Origin of the sequence: Dactylosporangium sucinum, from assembly GCF_014647515.1 — a bacterium.
In the GTDB taxonomy this organism is placed as follows: domain Bacteria; phylum Actinomycetota; class Actinomycetes; order Mycobacteriales; family Micromonosporaceae; genus Dactylosporangium; species Dactylosporangium sucinum.
The window spans coordinates 75,794-89,164 of the sequence record NZ_BMPI01000038.1 but is presented as its reverse complement, the minus strand read 5'-3'; the positions used below and the strand labels follow the sequence as shown (position 1 = coordinate 89,164).

Annotated in this window: 13 protein-coding genes; 9 read left to right on the top strand and 4 right to left on the bottom strand. The window is 73.4% G+C overall.

Annotation, left to right across the window (positions count from 1 at the left end):
* Positions 1 to 6 precede the first annotated feature (6 nt).
* Positions 7 to 2,841 carry an MXAN_6230/SCO0854 family RING domain-containing protein gene (locus tag IEZ31_RS33405; RefSeq protein WP_190254034.1) on the bottom strand — a complete coding sequence of 945 codons (2,835 nt, stop codon included), beginning with the start codon at positions 2,839 to 2,841 and terminating at the stop codon, positions 7 to 9.
* Positions 2,842 to 2,992: 151 nt separating this feature from the next.
* On the bottom strand, positions 2,993 to 4,189 hold the full coding sequence (locus tag IEZ31_RS33400) for an alpha/beta hydrolase family protein (RefSeq protein WP_229836061.1): 1,197 nt from the start codon (positions 4,187 to 4,189) through the stop codon (positions 2,993 to 2,995).
* 270 nt (positions 4,190 to 4,459) lie between these two features.
* Between IEZ31_RS33400 and IEZ31_RS33395 the strand changes: the two genes are divergently transcribed.
* From IEZ31_RS33395 to IEZ31_RS33380, 4 genes are all read left to right on the top strand, one after another.
* On the top strand, positions 4,460 to 5,662 hold the full coding sequence (locus tag IEZ31_RS33395; protein WP_190254033.1) for an inorganic phosphate transporter: 1,203 nt from the start codon (positions 4,460 to 4,462) through the stop codon (positions 5,660 to 5,662).
* A gap of 14 nt (positions 5,663 to 5,676) precedes the next feature.
* Positions 5,677 to 5,970 carry a hypothetical protein gene (locus IEZ31_RS33390; RefSeq protein WP_190254032.1) on the top strand — a complete coding sequence of 98 codons (294 nt, stop codon included), beginning with the start codon at positions 5,677 to 5,679 and terminating at the stop codon, positions 5,968 to 5,970.
* A 7-nt stretch (positions 5,971 to 5,977) separates the two neighbouring features.
* The gene (locus IEZ31_RS33385; RefSeq protein WP_190254031.1) at positions 5,978 to 6,280 is read left to right on the top strand and encodes a DUF3349 domain-containing protein; all 303 of its coding nucleotides are present in this window, start codon (positions 5,978 to 5,980) and stop codon (positions 6,278 to 6,280) included.
* 110 nt (positions 6,281 to 6,390) lie between these two features.
* Positions 6,391 to 7,206 (top strand): expansin EXLX1 family cellulose-binding protein, encoded by an 816-nt coding sequence (locus tag IEZ31_RS33380; RefSeq protein WP_190254030.1) that lies wholly within the window; start codon positions 6,391 to 6,393, stop codon positions 7,204 to 7,206.
* A 618-nt stretch (positions 7,207 to 7,824) separates the two neighbouring features.
* Here the strand turns inward: IEZ31_RS33380 and IEZ31_RS33375 are convergent.
* Positions 7,825 to 9,015 (bottom strand): sugar efflux transporter, encoded by a 1,191-nt coding sequence (locus tag IEZ31_RS33375; protein WP_229836060.1) that lies wholly within the window; start codon positions 9,013 to 9,015, stop codon positions 7,825 to 7,827.
* A 42-nt stretch (positions 9,016 to 9,057) separates the two neighbouring features.
* On the opposite strand from IEZ31_RS33375, the gene IEZ31_RS33370 reads away from it, so the two are divergent.
* The 5 genes from IEZ31_RS33370 (at position 9,058) to IEZ31_RS33350 (ending at position 12,383) form a co-directional block, all read left to right on the top strand.
* Positions 9,058 to 9,795, top strand: coding sequence for an enoyl-CoA hydratase/isomerase family protein (locus IEZ31_RS33370; RefSeq protein ID WP_190254029.1), 738 nt, complete (start codon positions 9,058 to 9,060; stop codon positions 9,793 to 9,795).
* A 109-nt stretch (positions 9,796 to 9,904) separates the two neighbouring features.
* Positions 9,905 to 10,768: an oxidoreductase gene (locus tag IEZ31_RS33365; RefSeq protein ID WP_190254028.1), complete on the top strand. Its 864-nt coding sequence runs from the start codon at positions 9,905 to 9,907 to the stop codon at positions 10,766 to 10,768.
* Between the two features lie 135 nt (positions 10,769 to 10,903).
* A complete protein-coding gene (locus IEZ31_RS33360) occupies positions 10,904 to 11,416 on the top strand; it encodes an NACHT N-terminal helical domain 7-containing protein (protein ID WP_190254027.1) in 513 nt (170 codons plus the stop codon).
* A complete protein-coding gene (locus IEZ31_RS33355; protein WP_190254026.1) occupies positions 11,413 to 11,712 on the top strand; it encodes a hypothetical protein in 300 nt (99 codons plus the stop codon). The genes IEZ31_RS33360 and IEZ31_RS33355 overlap by 4 nt, the downstream gene beginning before the upstream one ends.
* A complete protein-coding gene (locus tag IEZ31_RS33350) occupies positions 11,712 to 12,383 on the top strand; it encodes a hypothetical protein (RefSeq protein ID WP_190254025.1) in 672 nt (223 codons plus the stop codon). Before IEZ31_RS33355 ends, IEZ31_RS33350 begins: the two co-directional genes overlap by 1 nt.
* Here IEZ31_RS33350 and IEZ31_RS33345 read toward each other — a convergent pair.
* Positions 12,380 to 13,363, bottom strand: a complete 984-nt coding sequence (locus IEZ31_RS33345) for an aldo/keto reductase (protein WP_190254024.1) — start codon at positions 13,361 to 13,363, stop codon at positions 12,380 to 12,382. The two genes, IEZ31_RS33350 and IEZ31_RS33345, sit on opposite strands and share 4 nt — an antisense overlap.
* Positions 13,364 to 13,371: the final 8 nt, after the last annotated feature.

Sequence of the window (13,371 nt, the reverse complement as noted above, 5' to 3'; positions counted from 1 at the left end):
ACTTCCTCACGCTGGCGTCAGCCCGGCCATCAGGTCGGCGGCCGTGACCGCGGTCCACGGCGCCGGCGGACGGTCGTCGACGACGAGCGCGACGGAGCCCTCGGCCACGTCCTCGGCGGCGGGGAGCCGGTCGACGTCGGCGACGGCCGCGAGCACCCGCCCGAGCGCCCGGCCTGTCGCCGAGGAGGTCGCGGAACCGCGGGCGGAGGCCGCCGAACGGACGGCAGCGACCGTCGCCGGCGGGGTCGTGACCGGGACGGCGGTGCGGGTGCCGTCGGCGTGCGCCACCTCGATCCGGCCGGCGCGGGCCGCCGCGTGCCAGGCGGCCAAGTCCAGGACCGTGGCCCGGACGCCGCCGGTGAAGTGATCCCACAGGTCGGCGGCCGTCTTGCCGATGCGCGGGCCGTGCTCCGCGACGTCGTGCCCGTAGCCCTCCACGGACAGCACCGCCTCGACCCACATCACCTCGCCGGAGCGCACGTCGAGGACGAACGGGACGAGCGCCCGGGCGTCGCCGCGGAGGGTGAACCGCTGCATGACGCGGGCCGCGTCGAACTGCGCGCCGCCCGGCACCGGCAGGGCGAACCCGGCGAAGGCGGCGTCGAGGACCTCGAAGGGGACGTCGTTGTAGCTCAGCACCACCGGCACCGCCCAGGCCACGCCGGCCGCCAGCAGCAGGGAGCGGTGCAGGTCCAGATACTCGGTCGCACCCAGCGGCGGCGGCGCCGACGTCAGGTCGCCCGAGTGGATCGCGGCCTCGCCGAAGCGCAGGTTGGCGTAGTCGCAGTGCCCGGCCTGGGTCCAGTCGGCGGTGTAGAACGCGCACGACAGGTCGAGGTCGACCCGGTCGGTCGTGTCCGTCCAGTGCGCGAACAGGCGCACCACGTCCACGCCGTCGTCGAGCGTGCGGACGCTGCCCCGCGGCCACCCCGCCAGCTGCTCCGCGGAGACCCGCTCGCGCATCGGCGCCGGCACCCGGGCCAGCTCGGCGTCGAGGACGGCGAGGTCGAAGCGTCCGCCCCCGGCGGCGCGGCCGGCCAGCTCCTCGTCGACGCAGGCCCGGACCTCGGCGACCACCGCGGGCGGGAGCGGGCCGCGCAGCTCGGGCATGGTCCAGGTGCGCACGACGTCGCCCTTCGGGAAGAAGGTCCGCCGCGGGGTGCCGGGATCGGGGCCGTGCTTCGACGCGGTACTCGGGTGGCCGGGCCCGCGCCGGATGCCGACCCGCCGGGCGAGCAGCGCCGCCCGCAGCCGGGACTCGACGCTCTGATCAGCGGCCGCCGCCGCGCCGAGCGCTGGTCCGGCGGCTTGACCCGCCGCGACGACCACGTTGGCCGGGGCGCTCGTGGCGCGCGTGCCGACCGCGGCGGCCGCCACGGCCAGGACGTTGGGGGAGACCCGCGGCGCGGTCTCGCGGGCCGCGTCCAGCACGATCCGCTGCGCGTCCGGGTCGTCCACGGCCAGCCGCAGCAGGTGGTCGAGGCGCCGCCACAGCTCGCCCGGGCGCCGCATGAGCAGGGCCGCGGCGGTCGCCGGGTCGCCGGCCGCGGTGGCCTCCTCGACGGAGGACGCGAAGGTGCGCACGCGGACCGACACCGTGCCGTCGGGGTGGTCGGTGCGCAGGAGCCGGTCGGGCTGCCGCTCGTGGGCGGCGGCGATCGCCCGGCCGAGGGCGCTGCCGGCCGGGGTGCGGGTGCCGCGCAGCGCGGCGAAGACGACGGCGGCCGACGGGGCGGCGGCGACGCGCTCGAACGGGTGGAGCCGCTCGGCCAGGCGCTTCCACACCGCCGGGTGCCGCCGCACGTCCTCGGCGGCGGTCGCCGGGTCGAGCCCGTCGAGGAACCCGAGCACGGCCCGGCGCACCGGGCGGGGCAGGGGTCCGACCCGCGGGGCCGGCACGGTCACGACCCGCTCGCCGGCCGGACGGCGGGCGTCGGCGGGGCTGGGGCGCCGCTTCGCCGGCCGGACGAGGCCGGGGTCGCCCCCGGAGAGCGTCCACAGCGTGCGGGCCGCGTCGGTCGCGGTGCCCCACCGGGCGACGGCCTCGTCCAGTGCCGCCGCCGAACCGGTGGCGAGGGACGCCTCGAGCGCCGAGGCGATGACCACGGCGAGGGTCTCGCGGGACGGCACCTCCGCCGGCAGCCAGTCGAGGCGGCCCGGCGCGGTGGCGTTCACCAGCAGGCGCAGGTCGGCGCGGTCGGTGCCGGACAGGGCGGCGGTGCGCGCGACCAGCTCGTCGCGCACGCGGACGGCGGTGGCGGCCGGGTCGTCGTCGAGGGTCAGGCGGCGCAGCCGCAACGGCTGACCGGCCGGCGCGGGCGCCTCCGCGGAGGGCGGCGGCAGCCAGCCGTCGCCGGTGGTGCGCCGGCCGCAGATCGGGCAGCCCGCGTAGCGGTCCGGGGCGTAGCACCGGGTGCAGGCCAGGTGGCCGCAGGGATCGACGGGGCGGACGTGCCCGGTCCGGCCGCAGCGCAGGCAGACCTCGGTCTGGTCCTGGAAGAGGCAGGCGAGGAGCCGTTCGACATACTCCTGGACGGGGTCCCTCGGCGTGTCCGGGAACCGGCGGAACAGCGGCACGTGGTCGCGGTCGGCCCCGACGAGCTCGTCGGCAACAGCCTGCACCCAGTCGGCCCAGCGCAGCCGGACGGCCGGGTCGAGCGCCGCGAACCGGGCCCGCAGCCCGGCGTCGAGGAGCCAGCCCTGTCTCGCCAGGTCGGCCTCCAGCGCCGTGACCCAGGCGTCACCGTCGGCGGGCGGCCGCGGCGCGGCCGGTGGGAGGCCCACCGCGTCGGCGCGGCGCAGCAGGAGCGTGGCGAGCGCGTCCATGGAGAAGTCGTCCACCCGGAGCAAGGGGAAAGGGAGTGGCCGGGGCGGAGAGTCGAGGCGCTACATCTTTTGCAGAGAGGGAGAGAAGGAAGCACCTCGGAGAGCCGCCCCGGTCCGTCGATCTTACGGCGAGGCCGCGAAACCCGCAGCCCCATCACGAATCACGCTAGCTGAGCTGCAGGAACCAACGGACCGCCTGCGCGGTGCCGGCGATGTTCGAGCCGAGGTGGACCGAGCCCTGGTACTCCTGGGTGCCGGTGTCGACGACGGGCGCCCGCAGTACCGCGGCACAATGCTCCGAATTGGCCACCGGAACCTGCTCGTCCGTGCGGGCCGCGAACAACCGCGTGGGCACGGGGGACCGGTATCCGGTGCAGGAGGCGTCGTGCTCGGCGAGCGCCGCCGCGAACCGGCCGCTCGGCGTCCCGAGCAGGGCCAGGCCCTCCTGCGAGAACAGCTCCGCGGGTGACCCGGGCAGCGTCTCGCCCAGGTCCTGGCCGGTGTGCACGCCGTCGTAGAGGGACTCGACGCGGCCGGCGTACTTCGGGTCGAAGAAGGTCGGCAGGTCGTGCAGGCGGCTCCAGGCGGTCGCCAGGTAGCCGAGGTAGCCGAGGTTGTACGGCCACTCCACCGTGGTCAGGAGGGCCTTGAGCTCGACGTTGCGCAGGTCGTAGGCGCCGGAGACCGGGGCCAGGGCACCGAGCCGGAACCAATCGTCGGCGCCCGACTGCAGCGCCTTGCCCAGCGCCGTCGCCGCGCTGCCGCCCTGCGAGAAGCCGGTGACGTACACCTCGCGCCGCAGCGCGCGGCCCTGCTCCACCGCGACCGCTCTGGCCGCCCGCAGCAGGTCGACGGAGGCGGTGGTCTCCGACGGCAGGTGCAGGTACGGGTGCGGGCCCGGGCCGAGACCCATGCCCAGGTAGTCGGGCGCCACGGCGGCGAACCCCGCCGAGGCGTACGTGATCGCCGGCCCCACCGACCAGCCGTCGCGCCACATCGACGGCGCGTCGGTGCGGTTCAGCTCGGTGCCGTGCGCGTACGACACCACCCGCAGCTGCCGCTCGCCCGACCGGGGCAACGCGAGCAGCCCGCTGGCGATCGTCGGCTTCCCGGTGGGGTCGACCGTGCGGTACACGATCTGGAACATGTCGACGCCGAACCTGACGGTGCCGGTGTCGAACTCGGCCCCGGCGAGCTCCGCCCGAGCCGCCTCGGCGGTGTCGAGCGGACGCAGCCGCTGCACGGCCACCACGTCACCACGGCCCTCCCGCGCGGCCGCGGCGCCGCCGGCCCCGGCGGCGCTTAACCCGAGCCCGCCCGCGAGCAACAGTCCACAGAGGACGATGCGCTTGAGATTTCTCATGTACCGCACGCTAAGGCGCGGCAAGACCTACATCGATCCGGTCTGCCGGTGGTTTCGCGCTACGGCTGTCCCCACCCCGCTCATCCGGTGATCCTCAGCGGATCGCCGCGGTCGTCGTCGTACCGAAGTCGACGGCCAAGATCGGTTCGCGCATGGCATGGATTGTGGTCTTTCCGATCCCGGCATTCGGGGCCTGAACGGCCGGGAAACCGGAGCGGAACAGTTCCGGTTCCGGTCTCGCGTCCGACGCTTTGGCGTGAGGATCGGTTGGTGACGGAGACCACGGTAATTCTGGTCTTGGTGATCGTGACGGCTCTCGGATTCGACTTCACGAACGGGTTCCACGACACCGCGAACGCGATGGCCACCTCCATCGCGACCCGCGCGCTACGGCCCAGGGTCGCCGTGCTGCTGTCCGGCATCCTGAATCTCGTCGGCGCGTTCCTCTCGGTCGAGGTCGCCCTCACCGTGACCAACGCGGTCGTGAAGATCCAGAACTCGAACGGGACACCCAAGCAGGAGCTGCTCGGCAACGGTGGCCTCGACCTCCTGCTCATCGTCCTCGCCGGGCTGGTCGGCGGCATCGTCTGGAACCTGCTGACCTGGCTGCTGGGCCTGCCGTCCAGCTCCTCGCACGCCCTCTTCGGCGGCCTGCTCGGCGCGACCATCGCGGGTCTGGGCTGGTCCGGCGTGAACTGGAACGGCGACGGCACCCAGCTCGACGGCCTCGTCGGCAAGGTTCTCCTGCCGGCGGTCATGTCGCCGATCATCGCCGGCATCGTCGCCACGGTCGGCACCTGGCTCATCTACCGGGTCACCGTCGGCGTCGCGCAGCAGTTCACCGACAACGGCTTCCGCTGGGGCCAGATCGGCAGCGCCTCGCTGGTCTCGCTCGCCCACGGCACCAACGACGCCCAGAAGACGATGGGCGTGATCACCCTCGCGCTGATCGCGACCGGCGACTGGACCGACACCAGGAGCATCCCGTTGTGGGTGAAGGTCGCCTGCGCCCTCTCCATCGCGATAGGCACCTACCTCGGCGGTTGGCGCATCATCCGTACCATGGGCAAGGGCCTCGTCGAGATCGCCCCGCCGCAGGGCATGGCGGCCGAGTCCGGCTCCGCCGCCGTCATCCTCGTCTCGAGCCACCTCGGGTTCGCGCTCTCGACGACGCACGTGGTCACCGGCTCGATCCTCGGCACCGGCGTCGGCAAGCGGGGTGCGCTGGTCCGCTGGGCGGTCGCCGGCCGCATGGTGATCGCCTGGCTGACCACGCTGCCCGCGGCCGCCGTCGTGGGTGGCGTCATGTGGTGGCTCGGGCACGTCGTCGGCGGGCTCGCCGGCGCGTTCGTCGTCTTCGTGATCCTGTTGCTGCTGGCCGGGTACATGTACCTGCGCTCGCGCCACAAGCCGGTCGACCACACCAACGTCAACGAAGCGTGGGAAGACTCCTTCGCCAGAGCGGCCCGCTGAGGAGGACGGCTCGCATGCACAATTTCGGATTCGCCCTGGAAGAGGCCTGGAAGGTCCTGGCCGCCAGCCTGATCCTCGGCGCCGGCCTGCCGACGCTGTTCGCCCTCGGCGTGCGCTCGCTGGCCTTCGGTGCCGGCGCGTCCGGCGTTCCCGGCACGATCGGTCGCCCGGTCTTCACCCTCCTCGGCTGGCTGTGCTTCGCCGTGGTGCTGCTCGGTGTCGCGCTGGGCATCACCTACATCGTCGCGTCGGGCCTCGGCAAGACGCTGAGCTTCGGGCACATCTACCCGACCATCGCGGACAAGTGAGGCGCTCGTGGAGGCCGGTTTTCTGACCCGCGTCGTGGACTGGTTGCGCGCCGGGTACCCGGCCGGCGTGCCGCGCCAGGACTACGTGGCCCTGTTCGGCCTGCTGCGCCGCAAGCTCACGGACGTCGAGGTGCACGCCATCGCCGAGGCGTTGGCCGGCCGCTCGGTCCTCAGGGACGAGCCGATCACCGTCGAGGACATCGAGCAGATGATCAACGATGCGGTACTGCAGGAGCCGTCCGACGAGGACGTGGCCCGGGTGTCGGCGCGGTTGGCGGCCGGCGGCTGGCCCTTGTCCGACCAGGCCTGACTCGCTCTTGTGGTTGGTGGCGCCGCGGACAATTCGGGCCTTCTCGGAGTGTCCCGGCACCACATCGCATGATCAACAATATTGTCGGGGCGGGCACCTAGGATGCCGTCATGCGTCGCCACCTTCGCTGGGCCGTCCCCTCCGCCGGCGTGCTGCTGGCCGCCGTGCTGACCGTCGTCATCGTGACGCAGGTGGGGGGCAACGCGGCCTGCGCCGCCCCGATCACGGGCAAGGCGTCGTATTACAGCACCAACCGCAACGGCATGTGCAACCTCGGCGCCCCGTCCACGGACTCCTACGTCGCGATCGGCCCGGCCGAGTATGCCGGGGGCACCGCCTGCGGCTCCTACCTCAGCGTCACCGGCCCGAACGGCACCACGGTCCAGGTCCAGGTCGTCGACCAGTGCCCGTCCTGCCCCCGCGGCAAGATCGACCTGAGCAAGGCCGCGTTCGCCCGCATCGGCGCCCTGAGCGCCGGCATCATCCCGATCACCTACGACACGGCGCGCGACCCGGCCCTGACCGCCCCCTTACGCGTCAAGCTCAAGGGCGGCACGTCCCGCTCGTCGCTGACGGCGGTCGTCGACAACCACGGCAACCCCCTGGCGTCGGTCGAGCTGCAGACCGCGGCGGGCTGGACGCCGCTGAAGCGGGGCAGCGACAACGTCTGGACGGGCCCGTCGGGCGACGTGCCGGCACCCGTGACGCTGCGGATCACCGACGTGTTCGGCCACCAGGCGGTGGTCCCCGGCCTGACGCCGGGCCCGTCCGACTTCCAGCAGACGGCGGTCGCCCTCTACGGTCCGGAGTCCTCCCTGTCCCCGTCGCCCACCCCGTCCTCGGCGGAGCCGTCCCCGTCGCCGTCGGCGTCAACGGTCCCGGCGGGCGTCATATCGGCCCTGCCGTCGGCCTCGACAGCCTGCTGAAAGGGCCGCCGAGGGACGGTCGCGGTCGCATCGGGCGCGTCGGGGCGGGGGCACGGCTGTCGTCGCGCCGAAGACCGTGGGTGACAGCGCCTACCACCCCGGCCGGGGGAGCGTGCGGCTGCCGAGGGCCGGACGGGCTGGTCAGGCGGGCGGCTGGGCGACGACGACGGTCGCCCGCCACGGCCCGGAGTCGTTGCCGTCACCCCGGCCGGCCGGCGTCGTGGTTGCTCGGGTCCTCGATTGCCCAAGCGTTCGGCTGGTCGGTTTCTTGGCGCGCGTTCGCCCGGATGCTGGCCGTCCTTGCACCGCAGACCACGCCCGGCCGACATGATGTGCTGCGGCACGACATTCCTGACCGGGACAAACATTCCGGCCAGGAACAGCAGGCCTCGGGCTTGGCTGGCCCCGGGTTGGCGGTTGCCCGTCCCCTGTTTGGCGAACCGGGCCAGATGGTGCCTGCCGTTCCGCGGGCGTCGACCGCTTGCTGACAGGGCAGGAGGAAGGGCCGGACCGGTCGATCGGGGAGCGGGCGGCCCGGCCCGGAGCGGCGCGCCAGGTCGGAGCCCGTGGGCGAGCGAGGATCGAACCGGCCGGTCAGCCAAGTGTGAACCCGGGCGGTCAGGCGGGAGCGCGCCGCGGGCCGTGCGTGCTCAGCAGCAACGCGAGGCCGACGAGGCAGAGGCCGGCGCCGGCCGCGTACGCCCAGCGGTAGCCGAAGTGCTGTGCCACCCCCAGCAGCGGGCCGGCCAGGATCGACGCGACCGGGAACGCGTTGCCCGCCAAGGTTGCCGCGCGGCCCGGCTCCGAGGGGAGGAGCTCCTGGACGTACGAGATGCCCAGGCCGCCCACCGCCGAGATGAAGCAGGCGTTCAGCAGCTGCAGGGCCATCACCTGCCAGGTGCTCTGCGAGCCCGTGACCAGAGCGTAGTAGACAACGCCCAGTGCGGCGCCGAAGGCCATCAGGGCGCGGAGGGACCACTTCGAGGACAGGGCGCCGAAGGCCAGCATGAGTGGGATCTCCAGGGCCGCGCACCAGCCCAGGACGAGGCCGGCGGTGCTGACGTCGGCGTGCAGGACGTGGCTCACGAACAATGACATGGCCTGGACGCCCAGGACGCCTGCGCTCTGGAGCACGGTCAGGGCGGCTACGACCCGCAGCACCGTGAAGCGGGACGCCGACGGCAGTGGTGGAGGGACGTCCGCGTCGGGGTGGGGCTGCGGCGGGGGCGTGTCCCTCAGCCAGACCAGCGCTACGGCGCCGGCCAGGACATACATCGCGGCGGCGGTGAGGTACAGGACGCGGAAGCTGCCCACCTCCAGCAGGACCGCCGCCACCGGAGGGCCGGCGACCCAGGCGATCGAGAACAGCATCCGCAGCGTGCTGATCGCCATGGCCGCACGGGTGGAGCCGTTCTGCTGGAGCACCTCGCGGGCGTAGGCGAACGACTGCGGGAACAGCGAGCCGCTGACCGCGGTGAGGGTGACGGCCACCGCCACGAGCACCCAGTAGTCGCGGACGAATGCCGTCACCACCGAGCCGGCGCAGCCGGCCGCCGCCGCGACGAGCAGCAGGCGGCGGCGGATCGGGCGCTTGTCCGACAGGCGGCCGATGACCGTCGACGACACGACCGCACTGACGGGGCCGATGATGAGGAACGCGGCGACGAGGGCGGGGCCGGCGTGGACGGCCGTGCTCAGGAACAGCGACAGGAACGGGCCGACGACCGCGGCGGAGAGCCCGACGAAGAAGAACATGACGCCGAGCGGGACGAGCGACAGCCGCCGCTCGATCTTGGTCGCGGTGAGCACGGGTGCCTACCATACCGGCAGCTCAGGGGTAGGGTGTCGGTCGTGATCGAACTCACGGAAGCCGGCGGCGTCGCCGTGGTCCGCCTCGCGCACGGCAAGGTCAACGCCCTCGACCTGGAGCTTCTCGACGCGATCACCGAGACCTTCACCGAACTCGATGGCGGCGACGCCCGGGCGGTCGTGCTGACCGGCGCCGGCGGCGTCTTCTCGGCCGGGGTCGACCTGCGCCGGGTCATCGACGGGCCGCCGGACTACGTCGACGCCCTGCTCCCGGCCCTGACCAGGGCGTTCCAGGCCGTCCTCACCACCGGCAAGCCGGTCGTGGCGGCGGTCAACGGTCACGCGATCGCCGGCGGCGCCGTCCTGGCCTGCGCCTGCGACCACCGCCTGATGGCGGCCGGTGGCGGCCGCATCGGCGTGACCGAGCTGCTGGTCGGCGTGCCGTTCCCGCCGGCCGCGCTGGAGATCGTCCGGCACGCGCTCGGCTCGCACGACGCGATCCTGAGCGGCGACACGTTCGAGCCCGAGCACTCCCACGGCTTCATCGACACCGTGGTACCGCCGGATGCCCTCCTCGACACCGCCGTGGCCACGGCGGTCCGGCTCGCGCGGGAGATCCCGGCCGACACGTTCCGCCTGACGAAGGAGCAGCTCCAGGCCCCGCTGCACGACCGGCTGGCGCGCCTCGGCCCGGCGTTCGAGGCCCGCGTGGCGTCCCTGTGGCACCGCCGCCGCGACGACGGCACCCTGGCCGCGCAGCTGAGCCGCCCGAAATCATGAAAACGGCCGAGCCGCCCGAAGTCACGAAAGAGGCGAAACCGCGAGCGAACCCGGCGGGTTCGGCGACCGGGGCGACTCCGAGCCCGGCTCGGCGTGGACCGTTGAGGCCATGGACACGACGCTGACCCTCGCCGAGGATCTCACCATCACTCGCATGGGCTACGGGGCCATGCAGCTCGCCGGCCCGCGCGTCTTCGGCCCGCCGAAGGACCGCGACCAGGCGCTCGCCGTGCTGCGGGAGGCCGTCGCCCTCGGTATCACCCACCTCGACACCAGCGACTTCTACGGCCCGGCCGTCGTCAACGAGCTGATCCGGGAGGCCCTCAGCCCCTACCCGGCCGACCTGCGCATCGTCACCAAGGTCGGCGCCCGCCGCGGCGCGGACGCCGCCTGGATCCCCTCGCTGGAGCCGGCCGACCTCCAGGCCCAGGTGCACGACAACCTGGAGCACCTCGGCCTCGACGTCCTGGACGTGGTCAACCTGCGCGTCGGCGCCGCCGAGAGCACCGTCGACGAGCCGATCGGCGCGCAGTTCGAGGCGCTGGCCGAGCTGCGCGACCGGGGCCTGATCCGGCACCTCGGCCTGAGCGGCGTGACCGGCGCGCAGCTCACCGAGGCGCAGAAGATCGCCCCGGTGGTCACCGTGCAGAACCTCTACAACCTGGCCAACCGCCAGGACGACGCCCTCGTCGACCGCTGCGCGGCGGAGGGCATCGCGTTCGCCGCCTTCTTCCCGCTGGGCGGCTTCTCGCCGCTGCAGTCCGAGACCCTGTCCCGGGTCGCCGCCGAACTCGCCGCCACCCCGCAGCAGGTCGCCCTGGCCTGGCTGCTCCAGCGCTCCCCGACGATGGCCCTCATCCCGGGCACGTCCTCCGTGCCCCACCTGCGGGAGAACGTCGCAGCGCTTCAGCTGGTACTGCCGGAGCCCGCCCTGGCGTCCCTGAACGCGATCGCCGGCGAGGTTGCCGGGTGACGGCACACCGACCAGCGCGATCTGGCCGCCGAACATCGAGCACATCCGGCCCAGCCACAGCCGCCGGAACTGCGGCGACCTCGGCCTCCAGTTCCGCCAGCGCGGTGCTTAGATTCGGTCGAGTACGGTGCGTGCGTGGCCCGTTCCCGACTGAGCTACGCCGAGGCCGTCCGCGTCCTGACGGGCGGCACCGACCACACCGCGGTCCTGAGCCGCCTGGCGGGCGGCGCGCTGCTGCTGGCTGCCCCGTTCGTCCCGGGCGCGCTGGCCTTGTTCGACGCGAAGGGCGAGGCCAACGCGTTGCTGCGCGACCTGGTGGGCGCGGCCCCGGCAAGGATCAGGGCCGCGCGGGGCAAGCGCCACTACGAGCTGATCGAGGCCGCGCACACGGTGCTGGTGATCTCGTCGTACTTCGACGCCCTGGCCGAGATCGACGGGCCGCGCTCGCCGGGCCGCGGTGCGGGGCGCTCCGCCAGGGGCCGCAGCGCGTCGAGGTCGGCGCGACCTTCGCCGAGTACCTCGTCGCCGAGCACACCGTCGAGCTGCTGGAGGAGCTGGCCGACGACTGGCGCCGGTCCCGCCGGCGCGCATACGGCACCGGGATCGACGACACCGCCCTGCGGGCCCTGCTGTCCCACCAGCCGTTGACGAACGGCGAGCAGGTCACGCCGTTCCTCATCATGCTCCTGGACCGCCTACCGGCCGATACCCGGGCCGGGCTGCGGGCGGCGCTGCTCGACCTGTTCCGCGGGGCCAGGAAGAAGATCGAGGACGGCCCGTACCGCCCGACGCCCTTCGACGCCGTCAACCGTCTGGCCGCCTACACCGCGAACCTGCTGGTGCTCGCCGCCCTGTGCGACGCGCGCGGCATCGACATCGCCATGCTGGACGACCTCGGTTCGTCGGTGCGCCTCTGGCGCAGCATGTGCGGCTCCTCGACCTGATGATCGAGCGGTGGCCCGCCGCGCAGCTCGGTCGCATGATGCCGTACGACGAGCGGATGTACGAGTGGTGGGCCGACCGGGCGGACACCCCGCTGCCCGAGGCGACCGCCCGCCTGCTGGGCCTGTGCCTGGTCCGCGACGGCGAGGACATGGGCCGGCCCCTGCTCGACCGGCTGATCAGGCTCGTCACCGACTCGGGCATGCTCCCCGCCGCGCAACCGATGCTCGCCGTGCTCGCCTTGCGCGTTCCGGCGCTGCTGGAGCGGCACCCGGACCTCGGCCGTCACTTCGCCTCGCCCGATCAGGCGCTCTTCGCCTACCAGGTGGCCCTGCAATCGCCGGACCGTCCGGAGGTCGCGGAGATGATCGCCGAGTTGGGCACCTCGGTCGCGGCGAACCGGGACCGGGTCAATGACGCGGTGGCGGTGCCGTCGATGGTCGCCGGGCTGCTGGAACTGCCGGTCCTGCTGCCGACGGTCCTGTCGCAGCTGGCCGTCTACGGCGAGCTTGCCTGGTCGCAGGTCCGCCCCTCGGAACTTGCCGCCGCGGTGTCGGCGGCCGGCGACCCGAGTCTGGTCCACCAGGCGGTCGCGAGCTACGTGGGCTGCCGGGGAGGTGAGGAGTTCGAAGGGGCGGACGCCGCGGCGATGGAGTGGTTGCGGGGTCTCTAGGCGCCGGCCGCGTCCAGCTCGGCCAGGATCGACGCGTCCAGCTTGAGGTCCAACGCGGACATCGACGAGTCGTACTGCTCCAGCGTCCGCGGGCCGATCAAGGCGACCCGTGCCGGCTCGCGCTGATGCAGCAGCCAGGCCAACGCCAGCTCGCTGCCCGTCACGCCCAGGTCGCCGGCCAGCTTGGAGATCGCCGCCAGGCGGGCGTCGGAGTCGGCGCCGCGATACGAGTCCAGCACGTGGTGGTCGCGGCCGTCGTAGACGCCCTTCAGGATCGGGGAGTACGCGACCAACGTCAGGTCCTCGTGGGCCCGCAGGTAGCGCAGCTGCTCGCCGTCCACCACCGACACCGACCGCGCGCCCGGGTGTTTGCGCAGGTAGGAGTGTTCCTGCTGGAGTGCTACCGGGGCCGGCCAGCCGTTCGCCCGGCAGAGCTGGCGGATCCTTTCCAGGCGCCACGTCTGGACGTTGGACCAGCCCAGGTAGCGGGCCTTGCCGGACGTCACCAGGCCCGCCAGGGCCGACAGCGTCTCCTCCAGCGGCGTTGCCAGGTCGTCCACGTGGACGTAGTAGAGGTCGACATGGTCGACGCCCAGGCGGCGGAGGCTGGCGTCCAGCGCGTGGCGGAGGGTGTCGCCGCCCGCGCCCGCATACTGGGTCGGGGCCGGCACCCGACCCGAGCGGGCCGCCGCTGGATCGGCCACCCAGGCGCTGCCCTTCGTGGCCAGGAACACGTCGTCGCGGCGGCCCGAGCGGGCGAACCAGCGGCCCAGCAACCGCTCGCTCTCGCCGCCGGCAAAGGCGTCGCCCGGCCACCAGGCGTAGCAGTCGGCCGTGTCCAGGAACGTGCCGCCCGCTCCCAGGTATCGGTCCAGCATCGTGAACGACTCGGGCTCGTCGGTGCTCGTGCCCATCAGCATGCAGCCCAGGGCGAGTGCGCTGACCTGCTCGCCCGTGGTGCCCAGTGGAACGGTTCGCATGGGGACGA